The sequence below is a fragment of the Mycobacterium sp. genome (assembly GCF_040398885.1).
In the GTDB taxonomy this organism is placed as follows: domain Bacteria; phylum Actinomycetota; class Actinomycetes; order Mycobacteriales; family Mycobacteriaceae; genus Mycobacterium.
The window spans coordinates 1-15,291 of record NZ_JBBATF010000066.1; the positions used below are offsets into that span (position 1 = coordinate 1).

General features: G+C 69.1%; 11 protein-coding genes and 1 pseudogene. 5 read left to right on the forward strand and 7 right to left on the reverse strand.

What is annotated here, in order from left to right:
• On the forward strand, positions 1-952 hold a 952-nt coding region (locus tag ADBZ5U_RS08140), incomplete at its 5' end, for a DUF1214 domain-containing protein (RefSeq protein WP_526264229.1).
• A gap of 37 nt (positions 953-989) precedes the next feature.
• Here ADBZ5U_RS08140 and ADBZ5U_RS08145 read toward each other — a convergent pair.
• The 3 genes from ADBZ5U_RS08145 to ADBZ5U_RS08155 form a co-directional block, all read right to left on the reverse strand.
• Positions 990-4,718, reverse strand: coding sequence for a multifunctional oxoglutarate decarboxylase/oxoglutarate dehydrogenase thiamine pyrophosphate-binding subunit/dihydrolipoyllysine-residue succinyltransferase subunit (locus ADBZ5U_RS08145; RefSeq protein ID WP_526264231.1), 3,729 nt, complete (start codon positions 4,716-4,718; stop codon positions 990-992).
• A gap of 71 nt (positions 4,719-4,789) precedes the next feature.
• On the reverse strand, positions 4,790-5,569 hold the full coding sequence (locus ADBZ5U_RS08150; RefSeq protein ID WP_526264233.1) for a hypothetical protein: 780 nt from the start codon (positions 5,567-5,569) through the stop codon (positions 4,790-4,792).
• A gap of 78 nt (positions 5,570-5,647) precedes the next feature.
• The gene (locus tag ADBZ5U_RS08155; protein WP_526264235.1) at positions 5,648-6,766 is read right to left on the reverse strand and encodes an Rv2629 family ribosome hibernation factor; all 1,119 of its coding nucleotides are present in this window, start codon (positions 6,764-6,766) and stop codon (positions 5,648-5,650) included.
• A gap of 86 nt (positions 6,767-6,852) precedes the next feature.
• Here ADBZ5U_RS08155 and ADBZ5U_RS08160 point away from each other — a divergent pair.
• Positions 6,853-8,292 (forward strand): annotated as a pseudogene (locus tag ADBZ5U_RS08160) (DHA2 family efflux MFS transporter permease subunit); the annotation flags it as partial.
• Here the strand turns inward: ADBZ5U_RS08160 and ADBZ5U_RS08165 are convergent.
• The 3 genes from ADBZ5U_RS08165 to ADBZ5U_RS08175 all read right to left on the reverse strand — a co-directional run bounded on the left by ADBZ5U_RS08165 (position 8,288) and on the right by ADBZ5U_RS08175 (position 11,385).
• Positions 8,288-9,631 (reverse strand): FAD-binding oxidoreductase, encoded by a 1,344-nt coding sequence (locus tag ADBZ5U_RS08165; protein ID WP_526264237.1) that lies wholly within the window; start codon positions 9,629-9,631, stop codon positions 8,288-8,290. The pseudogene ADBZ5U_RS08160 and the gene ADBZ5U_RS08165 overlap by 5 nt on opposite strands.
• Positions 9,628-10,758: a calcium:cation antiporter gene (locus ADBZ5U_RS08170; protein WP_526264247.1), complete on the reverse strand. Its 1,131-nt coding sequence runs from the start codon at positions 10,756-10,758 to the stop codon at positions 9,628-9,630. Before ADBZ5U_RS08170 ends, ADBZ5U_RS08165 begins: the two co-directional genes overlap by 4 nt.
• A gap of 111 nt (positions 10,759-10,869) precedes the next feature.
• The gene (locus ADBZ5U_RS08175) at positions 10,870-11,385 is read right to left on the reverse strand and encodes an LppP/LprE family lipoprotein (RefSeq protein ID WP_526264249.1); all 516 of its coding nucleotides are present in this window, start codon (positions 11,383-11,385) and stop codon (positions 10,870-10,872) included.
• 93 nt (positions 11,386-11,478) lie between these two features.
• On the opposite strand from ADBZ5U_RS08175, the gene ADBZ5U_RS08180 reads away from it, so the two are divergent.
• Genes ADBZ5U_RS08180 through ADBZ5U_RS08190 form a run of 3 tightly spaced genes read left to right on the forward strand, consistent with a single transcriptional unit; the run spans position 11,479 to position 14,626 of the window.
• Entirely contained in the window at positions 11,479-13,164 is a 1,686-nt protein-coding gene (locus ADBZ5U_RS08180; protein WP_526264239.1) for a DEAD/DEAH box helicase, read from the forward strand.
• Positions 13,161-14,297, forward strand: coding sequence for an acyltransferase family protein (locus ADBZ5U_RS08185; protein WP_526264241.1), 1,137 nt, complete (start codon positions 13,161-13,163; stop codon positions 14,295-14,297). The genes ADBZ5U_RS08180 and ADBZ5U_RS08185 overlap by 4 nt, the downstream gene beginning before the upstream one ends.
• Positions 14,261-14,626 carry a YlcI/YnfO family protein gene (locus ADBZ5U_RS08190; protein ID WP_526264243.1) on the forward strand — a complete coding sequence of 122 codons (366 nt, stop codon included), beginning with the start codon at positions 14,261-14,263 and terminating at the stop codon, positions 14,624-14,626. The genes ADBZ5U_RS08185 and ADBZ5U_RS08190 overlap by 37 nt, the downstream gene beginning before the upstream one ends.
• Before the next feature lie 18 nt (positions 14,627-14,644).
• On the opposite strand, the gene ADBZ5U_RS08195 is transcribed toward ADBZ5U_RS08190, so the two are convergent.
• Positions 14,645-15,291 (reverse strand): FAD-binding oxidoreductase (locus ADBZ5U_RS08195; RefSeq protein ID WP_526264245.1); only part of this gene is annotated, 647 nt, incomplete at its 5' end.

Sequence of the window (15,291 nt, forward strand, 5' to 3'; positions counted from 1 at the left end):
GGCGAAGTTCGACAAGCCCGGCTACTTCGTCCGCCAGAGCGCGACCAACAACATCGGTGTGCTGCTGCGCATTCTCGACAAGGATCCGGCGTACTTCGAGACGTTCAAGTCGACGATGAAAATGGGCCGGGTCGGTCGGCCGCTGGCCGCCTCCCGGTTCATCGAGGACAAGGACGTCGAGTGGAGCGCCACCGCACCCCGGGGACTGGACTACTGGCGCACCCTGTCATCGGTGATCGGCGCCGAACCGGTCCGGCCGGTGGACAAGGCGTGGACGGCGATGCTGCTGCCGTTGGGCATCGAGAAGGGCAAGGCGTTCGACCCCGACGAGCGCCAGCAGAAGATCCTGCTCAGGGGCGCGGCAATGGGCGAGTTGATGGCCCGCAACCTGCAGGTGAATCCCCGCTTCGCCGAGCCGTACTGGCCGGGCACGTCCTGGTACAAGAGCTTCGACTTCTCCCTCGAGCAGGAGACCGCCGACCGGATGGAGCTCGACGAACGGGTCACCTGGTTCTACGAGGCGGTGGGCAGCAGCACCGGGATGGTCAACCCGACGGTCGGGGCCGGCCAGGTGTACATGACCACCAAGCGCGACAGCAGGGGCGATCTGCTGCGTGCCGACAAGACCTACAAACTCCGCATCCCCAAAGATGTTCCGGTGGGCCAGTTCTGGGCTCTCACGCTCTACAGCGAGAACACCCGCCGGGCCTATGACAACGGCGGAACCGACATCCGCAGCGCGAACCTGGACAGCAGACTGACCGACCTCGTCGTCAACGCCGACGGCAGCATCGACCTCTACGTCGGCGCGAAGGCCCCGGCCGGTTTCGAGAAGAACTACATGAAGACCGTCGGGGATGACGGCTGGTTCGTGTACTTCCGGCTCTACGCGCCGCTGCAACCGTTCTTCGACAAGACCTTCGCCCTGCCCGACTTCGAGATGATCGACTAAGACCGCGTCGGCGCCGCCGCCGACCGCGCTGCGCGCCTTACCCGAACGCCTCGTCGAGGATCTCCTGCTGCTCGACGGCGTGCACCTTGGATGACCCAGACGACGGCGCCGACATCGCGCGACGGGAGATCCGCTTGATGCCGGTGAGCTTCCCGGGGAGCAGTTCCGGCAGGTTCAGCCCGAACGTCGGCCAGGCGCCCTGGTTGGCCGGCTCCTCCTGCACCCAGAAGAACTCCCGCGCATTCGGGTAGCCATCCAGGGTGTTGGCCAGCCGGCGCTTGGGCAGCGGCGCCAACTGCTCGATCCGGACGATCGCGACGTCGTCGCGGCCGTCGGCCTGCTTGCGCGCCTCCAACTCGTAGTAGATCTTGCCGCTGGTGAGCAGCACCCGGGTGGCCTTGCTGCGGTCCCCGTCGCCGTCGGTGTAGGCCGGTTCCTCCAGGATCGAGCAGAACTTGCGTTCGGTGAAGTCGCGCAGATCGCTGACCACGGCTTTGTTGCGCAGCATCGACTTCGGGGTGAACACGATCAGCGGCCGGTGCACTCCGTCGAGGCCGTGCCGGCGCAGCAGGTGGAAGTAGTTGGCCGGCGTCGACGGCATCGCGATGGTCATCGAGCCCTCGGCCCACAGTTGCAGGAACCGCTCGATGCGCCCCGACGTGTGGTCGGGCCCCTGGCCCTCGTGACCGTGCGGCAGCAGCAGCACCACGTCGGACAGCTGGCCCCACTTGGCCTCGCCGGAGCTGATGAACTCGTCGATGATGGACTGCGCGCCGTTGACGAAGTCGCCGAACTGGGCCTCCCACAGCACCAGTGCGTCGGGATTGCCCACCGAGTAGCCGTACTCGAATCCCACCGCGGCATACTCCGACAGCGGCGAGTCGTAGATCAGGAACCGTCCGCCGGTGGGGGTGCCGTCGGGGTTGACGGTGAGCAGATCCAGCGGGGTGAACTCCGCACCGCTGGTCGGGTCGATGGCCACCGCGTGGCGCTGGGTGAAGGTGCCGCGCTTGGTGTCCTGACCGGACATGCGGATCAGCTTGCCCTCGGCCAGGAAGGTGCCCAGCGCCAGGAGTTCGCCGAACGCCCAGTCCACCTTGCCCTCGTAGGCCATCTCCCGGCGCTTCTCCATCACCGGCTTGACCCGGGGATGCAGGGTGAAGCCTTCCGGCACCGCCAGGTGGGCGTCGCCGATCCGCGCCAGTAGCGCCTTTTCCACCGCGGTGTTCATCCCGCGCGGGATCATCTGCGCGGCCTCCACCGACTCGCTCGGCTCGACCGCGTGCTTCTCCAGTTCGCGGACCTCGTTGAACACCTGCTCGAGTTGGCCCTGGTAGTCGCGCAGCGCGTCCTCGGCCTCCTTGATGGAGATGTCGCCGCGGCCGATCAGCGCCTCGGTGTAGCTCTTGCGGACCCCGCGCTTGGTGTCGATCACGTCGTACATCGCGGGGTTGGTCATCGACGGGTCGTCGCCTTCGTTGTGCCCGCGCCGGCGGTAGCACAGCATGTCGATGATGACGTCCTTGTCGAACCTCTCGCGGAAGTCCATCGCCAGCCTGGCGACCCAGACGCATGCTTCCGGGTCGTCGCCGTTGACGTGGAAGATCGGCGCGCCGATCATCTTCGCGACGTCGGTGCAGTACTCGGCCGACCGGGAGAACTCCGGCGCGGTGGTGAAGCCGATCTGATTGTTGACGACGATGTGAATGGTTCCGCCGGTGCGATATCCCTTGAGCGACGCCAGGTTCAGCGTCTCGGCGACGACACCCTGCCCGGCGAACGCGGCGTCGCCGTGCAGCATCAGCGGCACCACGGTGAACTTGCGCGGATTGCCGTCGTCGTCGAGCCGGGCGATCAGGTCCTGCTTGGCGCGGACCAGGCCCTCCAGCACCGGGTCGACGGCCTCCAGGTGCGACGGGTTGGCCACCAGCGACACCTCGATGTCGTTGTCGCCGAACATCTGAATGTAGGTGCCGGTTGCGCCGAGGTGGTACTTCACGTCGCCGGATCCATGCGCCTGGGTCGGGTTGAGGTTGCCCTCGAACTCGCTGAAGATCTGCGAGTAGGGCTTGCCGACGATGTTGGCCAGCACGTTGAGCCGGCCGCGGTGCGGCATGCCGATGACGACCTCGTCGAGTCCGTGCTCGGCCGCCTGGTCGATCACCGCATCCATCATCGGGATCACCGACTCGGCGCCTTCGAGCGAAAACCGCTTCTGCCCAACGTATTTGGTCTGCAGGAACGTCTCGAACGCCTCGGCGGCGTTGAGCTTGCTCAGGATGTATTTCTGCTGGGCGACGGTCGGCTTGTCGTGCGGGATCTCGATGCGTTCCTGTAGCCAGCGCTGCTGCTCGGGCTCGAGGATGTGGGTGTACTCCACGCCGATGTGGCGGCAGTAGGCGTCCCGCAGCACGGACAGCACTTCCCGCAGTTTCTTGTGCTGCGCCCCGGCGAACCCGTCGACCTTGAACTCCCGGTCGAGGTCCCACAGCGTCAGCCCGTGGCTGAGCACGTCGAGGTCGGGGTGCATGCGGAACCGGTTGCGGTCCAGTCGCAGCGGGTCGATGTCGGCCATCAGGTGTCCGCGGTTGCGGTAGGCCGCGATCAGTTCCAGGACCCGGGCGTTCTTGTCGACGATCGAGTCCGGGTTGTCGATGCGCCAGCGCACCGGCTCGTAGGGGATGCCGAGGTCGAAGAAGATCTCGTCCCAGAAGTCGTCGGAGAGCAGCAGTTGGTGGATGGTGCGCAGGAAGTCGCCGGACTCCGCACCCTGGATGATGCGGTGGTCGTAGGTCGATGTCAGCGTGATCAGTTTTCCGACCCCCAACTCCGCGATCCGTTCCTCGCTGGCGCCCTGGAACTCCGCGGGATACTCCATGGCGCCGGCGCCGATGATCGCGCCCTGCCCGGCCATCAGGCGCGGCACCGAGTGCACGGTGCCCAGCGTGCCGGGGTTGGTCAGCGAGATGGTGACTCCCGCGAAGTCCTCGGCGGTCAGCTTGCCGTCGCGGGCCCGGCGGACCACGTCCTCGTAGGCCGCCACGAACTCGGCGAATCCCTTTGTCTCACAGCCTTTGATGGCCGCCACCACCAGGGACCGCTTGCCGTCCTTGCCCTGCAGGTCGATGGCCAAGCCGAGATTGGTGTGCGCCGGTGTTACCGCGTTGGGCTTGCCGTCGATCTCGGCGAAGTGCCGGTTCATGTTGGGGAAGTTCTTGACCGCCTGGACGATGGCGTAGCCCAACAGGTGGGTGAAGCTGATCTTTCCGCCGCGGGTGCGCTTGAGGTGGTTGTTGATGACGACGCGGTTGTCGATCATCAGCGTCGCCGGGATGGCCCGCACACTGGTCGCGGTCGGGATCTCCAGCGAGGTGTTCATGTTCTTCACGACGGCGGCGGCGGCACCGCGCAGCACCTGGGTTTCCTCACCCGGGGCTTCGGCCGGGGCTTCGGCGGCCGAGGCCGGCGGGGCGGGCGGGGCGGGTGCCTGGGGACTGGCGGCCGGGGGAGTGGGTGCCGGGGCCGGCGCGGCGGCGGCCACCGGAGCGGGAACAGGCTCCGGTGCGGGCGCGGGTGCGGGTGTGGGTGCGGGCGCGGGCCGGGTAGCCGGGTTCGCCGGCCGACCGTCGGCCCCGGACTCGGGGTGGTAGTCGACGAGGAACTCGTGCCAACTCGGGTCCACCGACGAGGGGTCGTCGCGGAACTTGCGGTACATCTCCTCGACAAGCCACTCGTTTTGGCCGAAGGGTGAACTCGTGCTGCTCACGGAAACGCTCGCCTCGATTCTTTACCCGGTGACCTCACCAGGCTATCTCGTGCCGGCCGGGGGAACCGGGGTCAGCGGGCGCCCTCGATCGCAGGCCGGTCGGCCATGTCGTCGTCTTTGCCGAGCAGCACCCGCAGGGTCCCGGGCCAACGAACCGGGGCGGCGCCGAACGCCGTGCGGGCGTTCTTCACGATCTTGTTGCCCATCATCCGGTTGCCACCGCCGCCGACCGCCGCTCCGATGCCGACCGGCAGCATCCTGCCGAACGCCATGGCCGTCCGCCTGATCGCGTACTTCTTCACGAAGTACTGCGTCATCCGGGAGTTGAGTTGGGCCGCGACCGGCAGTGGCAGGAGTTCGGCCTCGGCCAGCCAGGCGCCGCTGGTGCGGCCGGCGCCCAGCAGATCCTTGACCGCGCCGTCGCCGTCCTCGCCGACGAGTGCGGCCAGTACCAGGGTGCGGCGCCGTTCGTGGTCCTCCACCGGGATGCCGTGCACGTCGGCGACGGCCAGCACGAAGGCCGCGGTCGCCTCCAGGAACACCACCGTCTCGGTGGCCACCGCGGACAACGCCGCGATGGTCCCGATACCGGGGAAGGCGGCGGCCGATCCGACGGCCGCGCCGCTGGCCGTCACCGCGGCGAGATAGTGCTTCTCCAGTTTGGTGATGATCTCCGCCGGGCCGGCGTCGGGGTTGGCTCGGCGCAGCCGTCCGACGTAGGCCCTGACCGCCGGGGCCTGCAGTCGCGCGCTGGACTCCAGGACGTGCGACAGCAGCTTGGCCGTCGTGCCCGAGTCCTCGGGCCGGGCCGGCAGATTCTCCGGTCGGGTCTGCTTGCGGCGAAGTCTCATGTCGGCCTTTCCGATCGGCCCCTTGGGGTCCGGGGCGCTACGCCAGGCTAACGAATGGACCCACCTCCCGAGTGCCCTTCAGCCGATGTTCGGGTCGGCGTAGCGCAGCACCGCCGCCACCCCGTCGCGCGGGTCGAGCCGCCCGCCGGCCGGCACGATCGCCGCACCGCAGGTGACTGCCAGCAACGGAAGCGCCTCGTCGGCGGGCAGCACCCGGTCCGGCGACCCGCCGAGGCCCGACACCGTCGCCGCGTCCGGGCCGGCCAGCATCAGCTGTTCGCGGTCGGCCACTACGGTTGCCCGGCTGACGTCGCCGATGACGAGGGTGTCGACCGAGCCGTCGCGCAGCGCGGCCAGCACGTCGGCGAGCCCCTCGACGGCCAGACCGGCGCCGTGTCCCGCGTTGAACCGGTCGACGGCGTCCTCGACGACGGCCCGCCGCCGGGCGGCGAACTGCTCGGAGATCTGCTGAGCCACTTCCCCCGGGTCGGTGCCCTCCGTGCGACCGCCGCCCCGCAGTTGGACCGCCTTCGCGGCCACCCGTTCGGGTAACTCCGCGAGCAACTCGGAGCGGGAGGCCACTTCGCCGGTGATGAAGACCACGTCCGGGCCGGCGTCGTCGCTGAGCTCGGTCAGCGCCTCCGCGACCTGCCGGATGTTGCGGCGCACCGCCTCCTCGACGCGACCCTGCGGCCCGCCGTAACCGGCGGTTTCGGCCTTGTGCGCCTTGTGGACGGGATATCCGGAACCCTCGACCGTGCGGCTGCCGGAGCGGCCGTCGTCGTAGACGCAGATGTCGCCCCCGGTGGCGTCGACGGCCACCAGCGCGTACGCGGTGTGCGGGATGCCGTACTCGACGACGGGGAGGATGTAGGGCAGGTCCGAGACCCGGATGATCGTCGCGACGGGCGGCGCGGCCAGGTGCTGATCCAGGACGATGCGGGTTCCCGCGGCGATCACGCCGCGGCCGCTGCGGCCCACCGGCGGTCGTCCGGCGCGCACCGCGGAGTCGATCGCCTCGATGACGGCCGCGTCGACCGTCCCCCGCTCGGCGGCGTCCTCCAGATGCTTGCGGACATCACGCAGTCGCGCACCCAGTTGGGCCGCCGCGTCGGCGGTGTCGTGGGTGTCGTCGAAATAGACCGACACGAACGGCCCGGCGGCGGTGATCAGATGTCGGAACCGGTCTGCGTGCATGGGCAACCCCTCTCTCATCTCCAAGGTGATGACGGTGTATACCCCCGCACGAGGCAGTCAGGCGTCTGCTGGCAGCATCAGCGCCCATGACCACCGCGCCCCCGCTCAACCCGTGGAGCGCCCTGTGGGCCATGCTGATCGGCTTCTTCATGATCCTGGTCGACTCGACCATCGTCGCGGTGGCAAACCCGAGCATCATGACCGCGCTCGGCATCTCCAGTTACGACAGCGTCATCTGGGTCACCAGTGCCTACCTGCTCGCCTACGCGGTTCCCCTGCTGCTGGCCGGACGCCTCGGTGACCGGTTCGGCCCGAAGAACCTCTACCTGGCCGGGCTGGCCGTGTTCACCGCGGCCTCGGTGTGGTGCGGGCTGTCGGGTTCGGTCGGGATGCTGATCGCCGCCCGCGTGGTTCAGGGCTTCGGTGCGGCTCTGCTGACCCCCCAGACCTTGTCGATGATCACCCGGATCTTTCCGCCGGACCGGCGCGGGGTGGCCTTGAGCATGTGGGGCGCCACCGCCGGGGTGGCCACCCTGGTCGGCCCACTGGCCGGCGGCGTTCTGGTCGACCACCTGGGCTGGTCGTGGATCTTCTTCGTCAACGTGCCGATCGGCGTCGTCGGCCTCGTCCTGGCGGCCCGAATGGTCCCCGCGCTGGAAACCCACCCGCACCGCTTCGACATCCTCGGTGTGGTGTTGTCCGGAATCGGTCTTTTTCTGATCGTTTTCGGCCTGCAGGAGGGCCAGACCCACGATTGGCGGCCGTGGATCTGGGTGGTGCTCGCCACCGGCATCGTGTTCATGGCGGCCTTCGTCTACTGGCAGGCGGTCAACCGGCGGGAGCCGCTGATCCCGCTGGCGATCTTCGGTGACCGGGACTTCAGCCTGGCCAACGTCGGGATCGCGGTGATCAGTTTCGCGGTGACGGCCATGATCCTGCCGGTCATGTTCTACGCGCAGTCGGTGTGCGGGTTGACACCCACCCGGGCGGCGCTGCTGACCGCGCCGATGGCGGTGGCCAGTGGCGTGCTGGCACCGTTCGTCGGGCGGATCGTGGACCACACCCATCCGCGGCCGATCATCGGTTTCGGTTTCTCCACGCTGGCGGTCGCGTTGCTGTGGTTGTCGATCGAGATGACCCCGGCCCCCCCGATCTGGCGGCTGCTGCTCCCGATGGCGGCGATAGGGGTCGCCATGGCGTTCATCTGGGCGCCGCTGAGCGCCACGGCCACCCGCAACCTGCCGACCCGGTTGGCCGGTGCCGGGTCGGGGGTGTACAACACCACCCGGCAGGTGGGCGCGGTGCTGGGCAGCGCCGGAATGGCGGCCTTCATGTCCTCCCGCGTCACCGCCGAGATGCCTCCCGGCCCCGCCGGTTCGCCGCCGCCGGGGGAGTCCGACGTGCTGAACCTCCCGCCGTTTCTGTACGAGCCGTTCGCTCGGGCGATGTCGCAGTCGATGCTGCTGCCTGCGTTCGCGGCGCTGTTCGGCGTCCTCGCCGCGATCTTCCTGATCGGGCCGGTCAGTCGAACAGCACCGCGGGATTCAAGTACCCCGTCGGATCGAGTGCCGACTTGATGGCGCGCATCACCGCGATGTCCTCGGGTAGGCGTGACATCGCCAGATAGGCGCGTTTGCGGCTGCCCACCCCATGCTCGGAACTGACATTGCCGCCATGGCCGGCGATCAGATCCATCATCGGGCCGTACAGCCGTGACTCGTCCCCGGCCGCGCAACCGAGAACGTTGAGGTGCAGGTTGCCTTCCCCGACATGCCCGAACAGAACCGGAGTCGCCTGCGGCGCATATCGTTCGACCAGCGCTGCGGCTTCGGCCGAGAACGCCGCGATTGCCGAAATGGGAAGCGACACATCGAATTTCAGCGGCGGCCCGAAGATTCCCATCACCTCGGCCATGGACTCGCGTAACTGCCAGAGCCGTTGTCGGGATCCGATGTCCACACCGACCGCAGGCGGCCCGCACATCGGCGCCCCGGCCAGGGCGGCCGCCAGCGCGGCGGTCGGGTCGTCGTCGCCGGCCAACTCCACCAGCAGCAGCCAGTCGCCCGGCACGGGCGCGGCCCGGCCGAGGTGCGCGGCGGCCAACCGCGCGCCGCGGCCGTCGATGAGTTCGCACGCGGAGATGGCGTCGGCGTCGCACAGTTCCCGGCCCGTCGCAACCAGTGCGTCGAGGTCGGCGAAGCCGCACACCGCCGCCACCCGGTGCGCCGGGACCGGGTGCAGCCGCAGGTCCACCCCGGTGATCACGCCGAGGGTGCCCTCGGCGCCGACGAACAGCGCAGCCAGGTCGTAGCCGGTGTTGTCCGAGCGGACCTCCGGATACCGGCGCAGCAGCGACCCGTCCGGCAGGGCGACCTCCAGTCCGCGCACCTGGTCGCGCATGCTCCCGTACCGAACGGTGCGCAGGCCCCCCGCGTTGGTGGCCGCCATGCCGCCGACGGTGGCTGTCTCCCGGGCGGCCAGATCCACCCCGAACAGCAGATCCGCCGAGGCGGCAACCCGCTGCAGCTCGGCCAGCCTCACCCCGGCGCCCACCCGGACCTGGCGTTCGCGGGCGTCGACCGCGCCGATTCCGGTCAGCCGCTCGGTGGACAGCAGCACGTCGTCGTGTTCGGGAACGGTTCCGGCCACCAGCGATGTGCGGCCGCCCTGCACGGTGACGTACCTGCCGGCGTCCCGGCAGGCGGCCAAGACGGCGGCCACCTCCGCGGCGCTGCCGGGGCGGACCAGCGCGCCGGCGGTGCCGCGGTAGCGGCCGGTCCAGTCCACGCCGCGGGCGGCCAGCACGTCGGGGTCGGTGCACAGGTGGGCCGCCCCGACGATCGCGGCCAGGCGGTCGAGGGTCACGGGTTGGCGGACAGGAACAGGAATGTGGCCAGCAGCACCAGGTGCACCATGCCCTGAAGGAGCAGTGCCCGGCCCTGCGCCAGCGTCAGCACCGACACGATCACCGACAGGGTCAGCAACACGATCTGCGTCGGTTCCAGCCCCAGAGCCAGCGGGCCGGGTAACCAGATCATCGCGACGGCGACCGCCGGGATGGTCAGGCCGATGGAGGCCATCGCCGAACCGTAGGCGAGGTTCAGGCTGATCTGGACGTGGTCGCGGGCGGCGTTTCGCACGGCGGCGATGGTTTCCGGCGCCAGCACCAGCAGCGCGATCACCACGCCCACCACCTGAAAGGGCAGCCCCAAGCCGGTGACGACGCCCTCGATGGAGGGGGAGAGCAGCTTGGCCAGACCCACCACCGCGACCAGCGCGGCCAGCAGCAGGGCCAGGCTGATCCCCGCCGTGCGGCGCGACGGCGGGTCGGCGTGCCGGTCGGCGTCGGCGTCGAGGAGGCCGGTGAACCCGCCGTGCTGATCGGCGGCCACCGGCAGGAAGAAGTCGCGGTGCCGCACCGTTTGGGTGAACACGAAGGTGCCGTAGATCACCAGGGAGGCGACCGCCGCGAAGGTGAGTTGAGAACCGGAGTACTGCGGGCCTTCGGCGCTGACGGTGAAGCCGGGCAGCACCAGGCAGACCCCGGCCAGCGTCACCACGGTCGCCAGCGCCGAGCCCGAACCGGAGGCGTTGAAGTAGACCAGGCGGTGCCGCAGCGCGCCGACCAGGAGGCTGAGGCCGACGATGCCGTTGAGCGTGATCATGACGGCGGCGAAGACCGTGTCGCGGGCGTAGGTCGAGGCGCCCGGGCCGCCGCCGACCATGAGCATGACGATCAGACCGACCTCGATCACGGTGACGGCCACCGCCAGAACCAGCGAACCCAGCGGCTCACCCACCCGCAGCGCCACCATCTCGGCGTGATGGACCGCCGAGAGCACGGCTGCGACCAGGCAGACCGCGATGAGGGTCAGGGTCAGCGGATGGTCGTGGCGGGCCCAGGTGGCCAGCAGGACGGCCAGCGCCGCGATCGGGGCCACGACGGTCCACCGCGGATGCCGGTGTCGAACGGCTCCCTCGGCGGTGTCCATCATCGGACCGGTGTCCATCATCGGACCATAGTGAAGATCAGCCGCCGGGATCGGTTGTCGGGCCCGGTTCGGCCAGGGCCGCAACGGCTGCACCGGGACCGGCAGCGCGTTTCATCGGGTGTTGCCGATCAGTTCCACGCCGTTGCCGTTCCACCGGAACCTCACCACGCTCTGCAGGCCCATCCCGCCGGCGAAGGTGAGCGCGACGGTGTCGCCGGTGCTCTGGGTGGGGTCGATTCCATTGAAGCCGTAAGTGTCCGGGATGCCGTTGGGGATGTACTTGCCGAGGTGGAACATCACCGCACGGGTGTTGGGGTTGGCCTCGTCGGTGTCGGCCCTGACGATCACCGCCGACAACTGGGCGCACTCGTTGTAGTTGCCGGCCACCGGTTCGGCCTTCCAGCCCCTCCGGCTGCGCGGGTCGCGCGGAAGCTCCGACACCGCTTTGGCGATCGTGGGCGCGGCCAGGTCCACCGCGCACGGGTCCGGGCCGGGCGGGGCGGGCGGCGCGGGCGGCGCGGCCGCCACCGGTGCGTCCGGCGTCGAGGGCAGCGGAGTCTTGGAGACCGTCGAATCGCCGGAACCGCAACCCGCCAACGCGGCGGCGACGGCAAGGCTCGCCGACAGTGTGGTCAGCCGATCGGACACACCGCAGCACGGTACCGTCAGCAGCCCCGGCCGACATGGTCCGACGCGCACAGGCACTAGACTCACAGCGCAATGACAAACCCTGAGCCGCCAGAGAATTCCTTCGCCGAACTGCGGATTCATCCCGCGGTTCTCAAGGCCGTCGCCGAGGCGGGATACGAGTCGCCCTCGGCGATCCAGGCGGCCACGATCCCGGCGCTGATGGCCGGTTCCGATGTGGTCGGGCTGGCCCAGACCGGGACGGGCAAGACCGCCGCGTTCGCCATCCCGATCCTGTCCCGCATCGACACCGCCGCCAAGCAGACCCAGGCACTGGTGCTCGCCCCCACCCGCGAACTGGCACTGCAGGTCGCCGAGGCGTTCGGCCGGTACGGCGCGCACCTGCCGGGGATCACGGTGCTGCCGATCTACGGCGGGCAGTCCTACACCGTTCAGTTGTCCGGCCTCAAGCGCGGGGCGCAGGTGGTGGTCGGGACGCCGGGCCGGGTGATCGACCACCTCGAGCGCGGCACCCTGGACCTGTCCCACCTCGACTACCTGGTGCTCGACGAGGCCGACGAGATGCTGCAGATGGGCTTTGCCGAGGACGTCGAACGCATCCTCGCCGACACCCCGGAGTACAAGCAGGTGGCGCTGTTCTCGGCCACCATGCCCCCGGCGATCCGCAAGATCACCGGCAAGTACCTGCACGACCCGGTCGAGGTGGCCGTCAAGGCCAAGACGGCCACGGCGGAGAACATCACCCAGCGCTACGTCCAGGTCGCCGGTCCGCGGAAGATGGATGCCCTGACCCGGATCCTCGAAGTCGAGGACTTCGAGGCGATGATCGTCTTCGTCCGCACCAAGCAGGCCACCGAGGAGGTGGCCGAAAAGCTCCGCGCCCGCGGGTTCTCCGCCGCGGCGATCAACGGCGACGTACCGCAGGCCGTGCGGGAGCGCACCATCGCATCGCTGAAGAACGGCACTATCGACATTCTGGTGGCCACCGACGTGGCCGCCAGAGGCCTTGACGTGGAACGCATTTCGCACGTGCTGAACTACGACATCCCGCACGACCCGGAGTCCTACGTCCACCGCATCGGCCGAACCGGCCGGGCCGGCCGCTCCGGGACCGCGGTGCTGTTCGTCTCGCCGCGGGAACGGCACCTGCTCAAGAGTATCGAGAAGGTCACCCGCCAGCCGGTGACCGAGGTGGAACTGCCCTCGGTCGAGGACGTCAACGCCCAACGGGTGGAGAAGTTCCGCGACTCGATCACCGGTGCGATCGGCGGCCCGGGTTTCGACACCTTCCGCCGCCTCGTCGAGGCCTACGAACGCGATAACGACGTGCCGATGGCCGACGTCGCCGCCGCACTGGCGGTGCTCAGCCGCGACGGCGCCGAGTTCCTGATGACCGAACCGCCGCCGGAGAAGCGCCGCGAAAGACCTGAACGCGAGGAACGCGAGCGCGCCCCCCGCAAGGTCCGCGACGACCTGGCCACCTACCGGATCGCGGTGGGCAAGAAGCACAAAGTGGGGCCGGGCTCGATCGTGGGGGCGATCGCCAACGAGGGCGGCCTGCACCGCAGCGACTTCGGGCACATCACCATCAAGAGCGACTTCTCGCTGGTCGAACTTCCGGCCCGGCTGCCCAGGGAAGCCTGGAAAAAGCTTGAGAAGACGCGGATCTCGGGTGTGCCGATCGACCTCAAACCCGACCGCGGCCGGACCTCGGGACCGCGGTTCTCCGGCGGAAAGCCGCCCCGCAAAGAGCAATGACAGCGGTTGGCGACGTCGACCAGGGCGGGCTCGAGGCGGTGTCGCGCGTCGACCGGGTGCCCTCGCTCACCGGTGTCCGGGCGGTCGCGGCGCTGCTGGTGGTCGCCACCCACGCGGCCTACACCACCGGCAAGTACACCCACGGGTTCGTCGGACTCGTCTACTCCCGCATGGAGATCGGCGTGTCGATCTTCTTCGTTCTCTCCGGCTACCTGCTGTTCCGGCCGTGGGTGACAGCGGCCGCCGCCGGTGCGGCCGGGCCCTCGGTGAGACGCTACGCCTGGCATCGGGTGCGACGCATCGTGCCGGCCTACGTGGTCACCGTGCTGGCGGCATACCTGGTCTACCACTTCCGCGACGGTGGCCCCAACCCGGGCCACAGTTGGTGGGGCCTGTTCCGCAACCTGACGCTAACCCAGATCTACACCGACAACTACGGCTTTGCTCTGCTGCACCAGGGACTCACCCAGATGTGGAGTCTGGCAGTGGAAGTCGCGTTCTACGTGGCGCTGCCGTTGCTGGCCTACCTGCTGATGGCCGTAGTGTGCAAGCGGCAGTGGAGGCCGGGGCTGTTACTGGCCGGACTCGGCGGACTGGCCATGCTCAGTCCGGCCTGGATGGTGCTGGTGCACACGGTCGACTTCCTGCCCGACGGCGCCAAGCTGTGGCTACCCGGCTATCTGGCCTGGTTCGCCGGCGGCATGATGCTGACGGTCCTGGCCGCGATGGGGGTGCGGGCCTACGGGTTCGTCGCGGTGCCGCTGGCGCTGATCTGCTACCTGATCGTGTGCACGCCGATCGCCGGTGAGCCGCAGACGTCGCCGAACGGACTGGCGCAGGCCCTGGTCAAGACGGTGTTCTACGCGGTGATCGCAACCTTGGTGGTGGCGCCGTTGGCCCTCGGCGATTCTGGTTGGTACACAAGGCTTCTGGCCAGTCGGCCGATGGTGTGGCTCGGGGAGATCTCCTACGAGATCTTCCTGGTGCATCTGGTGCTGATGGAGATCGCGATGACCGAGGTGCTGCACTGGCGGGTGTACACCGGCAACACCGCGGGCCTGTTGCTGACGACGATGGCGCTGAGCATCCCGGTGGCGTGGGTGCTGCACCGATTCACTCGGGTGCGCGGCTGAACCACGACCTCTACCGGGAGGTCAAGGCGCTGGCCGCCCGGTCCGGGCGCACGGTGGCCGCTGTCCTGGAGGACGCCCTGCGCCGCGGATTGGTTGCAGGTGATCGGCGTCCTGCGCAGCGCTACACGGTCTTGGCCGCCGGCAACGGAGGCCTGCGCCCCGGAGTGGACCTGTCTTCCAACGCCGCCGTCGCCGAAGCGCTCGATGCGGGCTTGACTGCCGATGCTTACGCCGTGACGCACAACGCAACCTGGCTCAGCGCCGACCGCGGTTTCGCCCGGTTTCCGGGTCTGCGTTACCGCCATCCGCTCGATGTCGGGAATCCATGAAGGGTTAACCGGGTCGCCTCAGGCCGGGTCGATCACGGCACCCGGGTTCAGAATGCCGTCCGGATCCAGCGCCAGCTTGATCCGGCGGTTCAACTCCATCGCCTCCGGGCCCAATTGTCCCGCCAGCCAGGGCTTCTTGAGCCGGCCGACGCCGTGCTCGCCGGTGATGGTGCCGCCCAGGCCGATCGCCAGGTCCATGATGTCGCCGAACGCCTTCTCCGCGCGCGCGGTCATCGCGGCGTCGCACGCGTCGTAGACGATCAGCGGGTGGGTGTTCCCGTCGCCGGCGTGGGCGATCACCGAGATCGTCAGACCCGCCTCGGCGGCGATCTTCGCCACCCCGCCCACAAGATCGGCCAGCCTGGGCAGCGGCACGCCGACATCCTCCAGTAGCAGTGAGCCCTTGGCCTCCACCGCCGGGATCGCGTACCGCCGGGCCGCGACGAACGCCTCACCCTCCACCGGGTCGTCGGTCGAGAAGCATTCGGTGGCGCCGGCTTCGGTGAACACCCTTGCCATGAACCCGGCGTCCTCGGCGCCGGCCGGGCCGCGGTCGTCGGAGGCGGCCACCATCATCGCCGCGGCGCCCCGGTCCAGGCCCATCTTGAGTTTGTCCTCGACGGCGTTGATGGCGACGGCGTCCATGAACTCCAGCATCGAGGGCC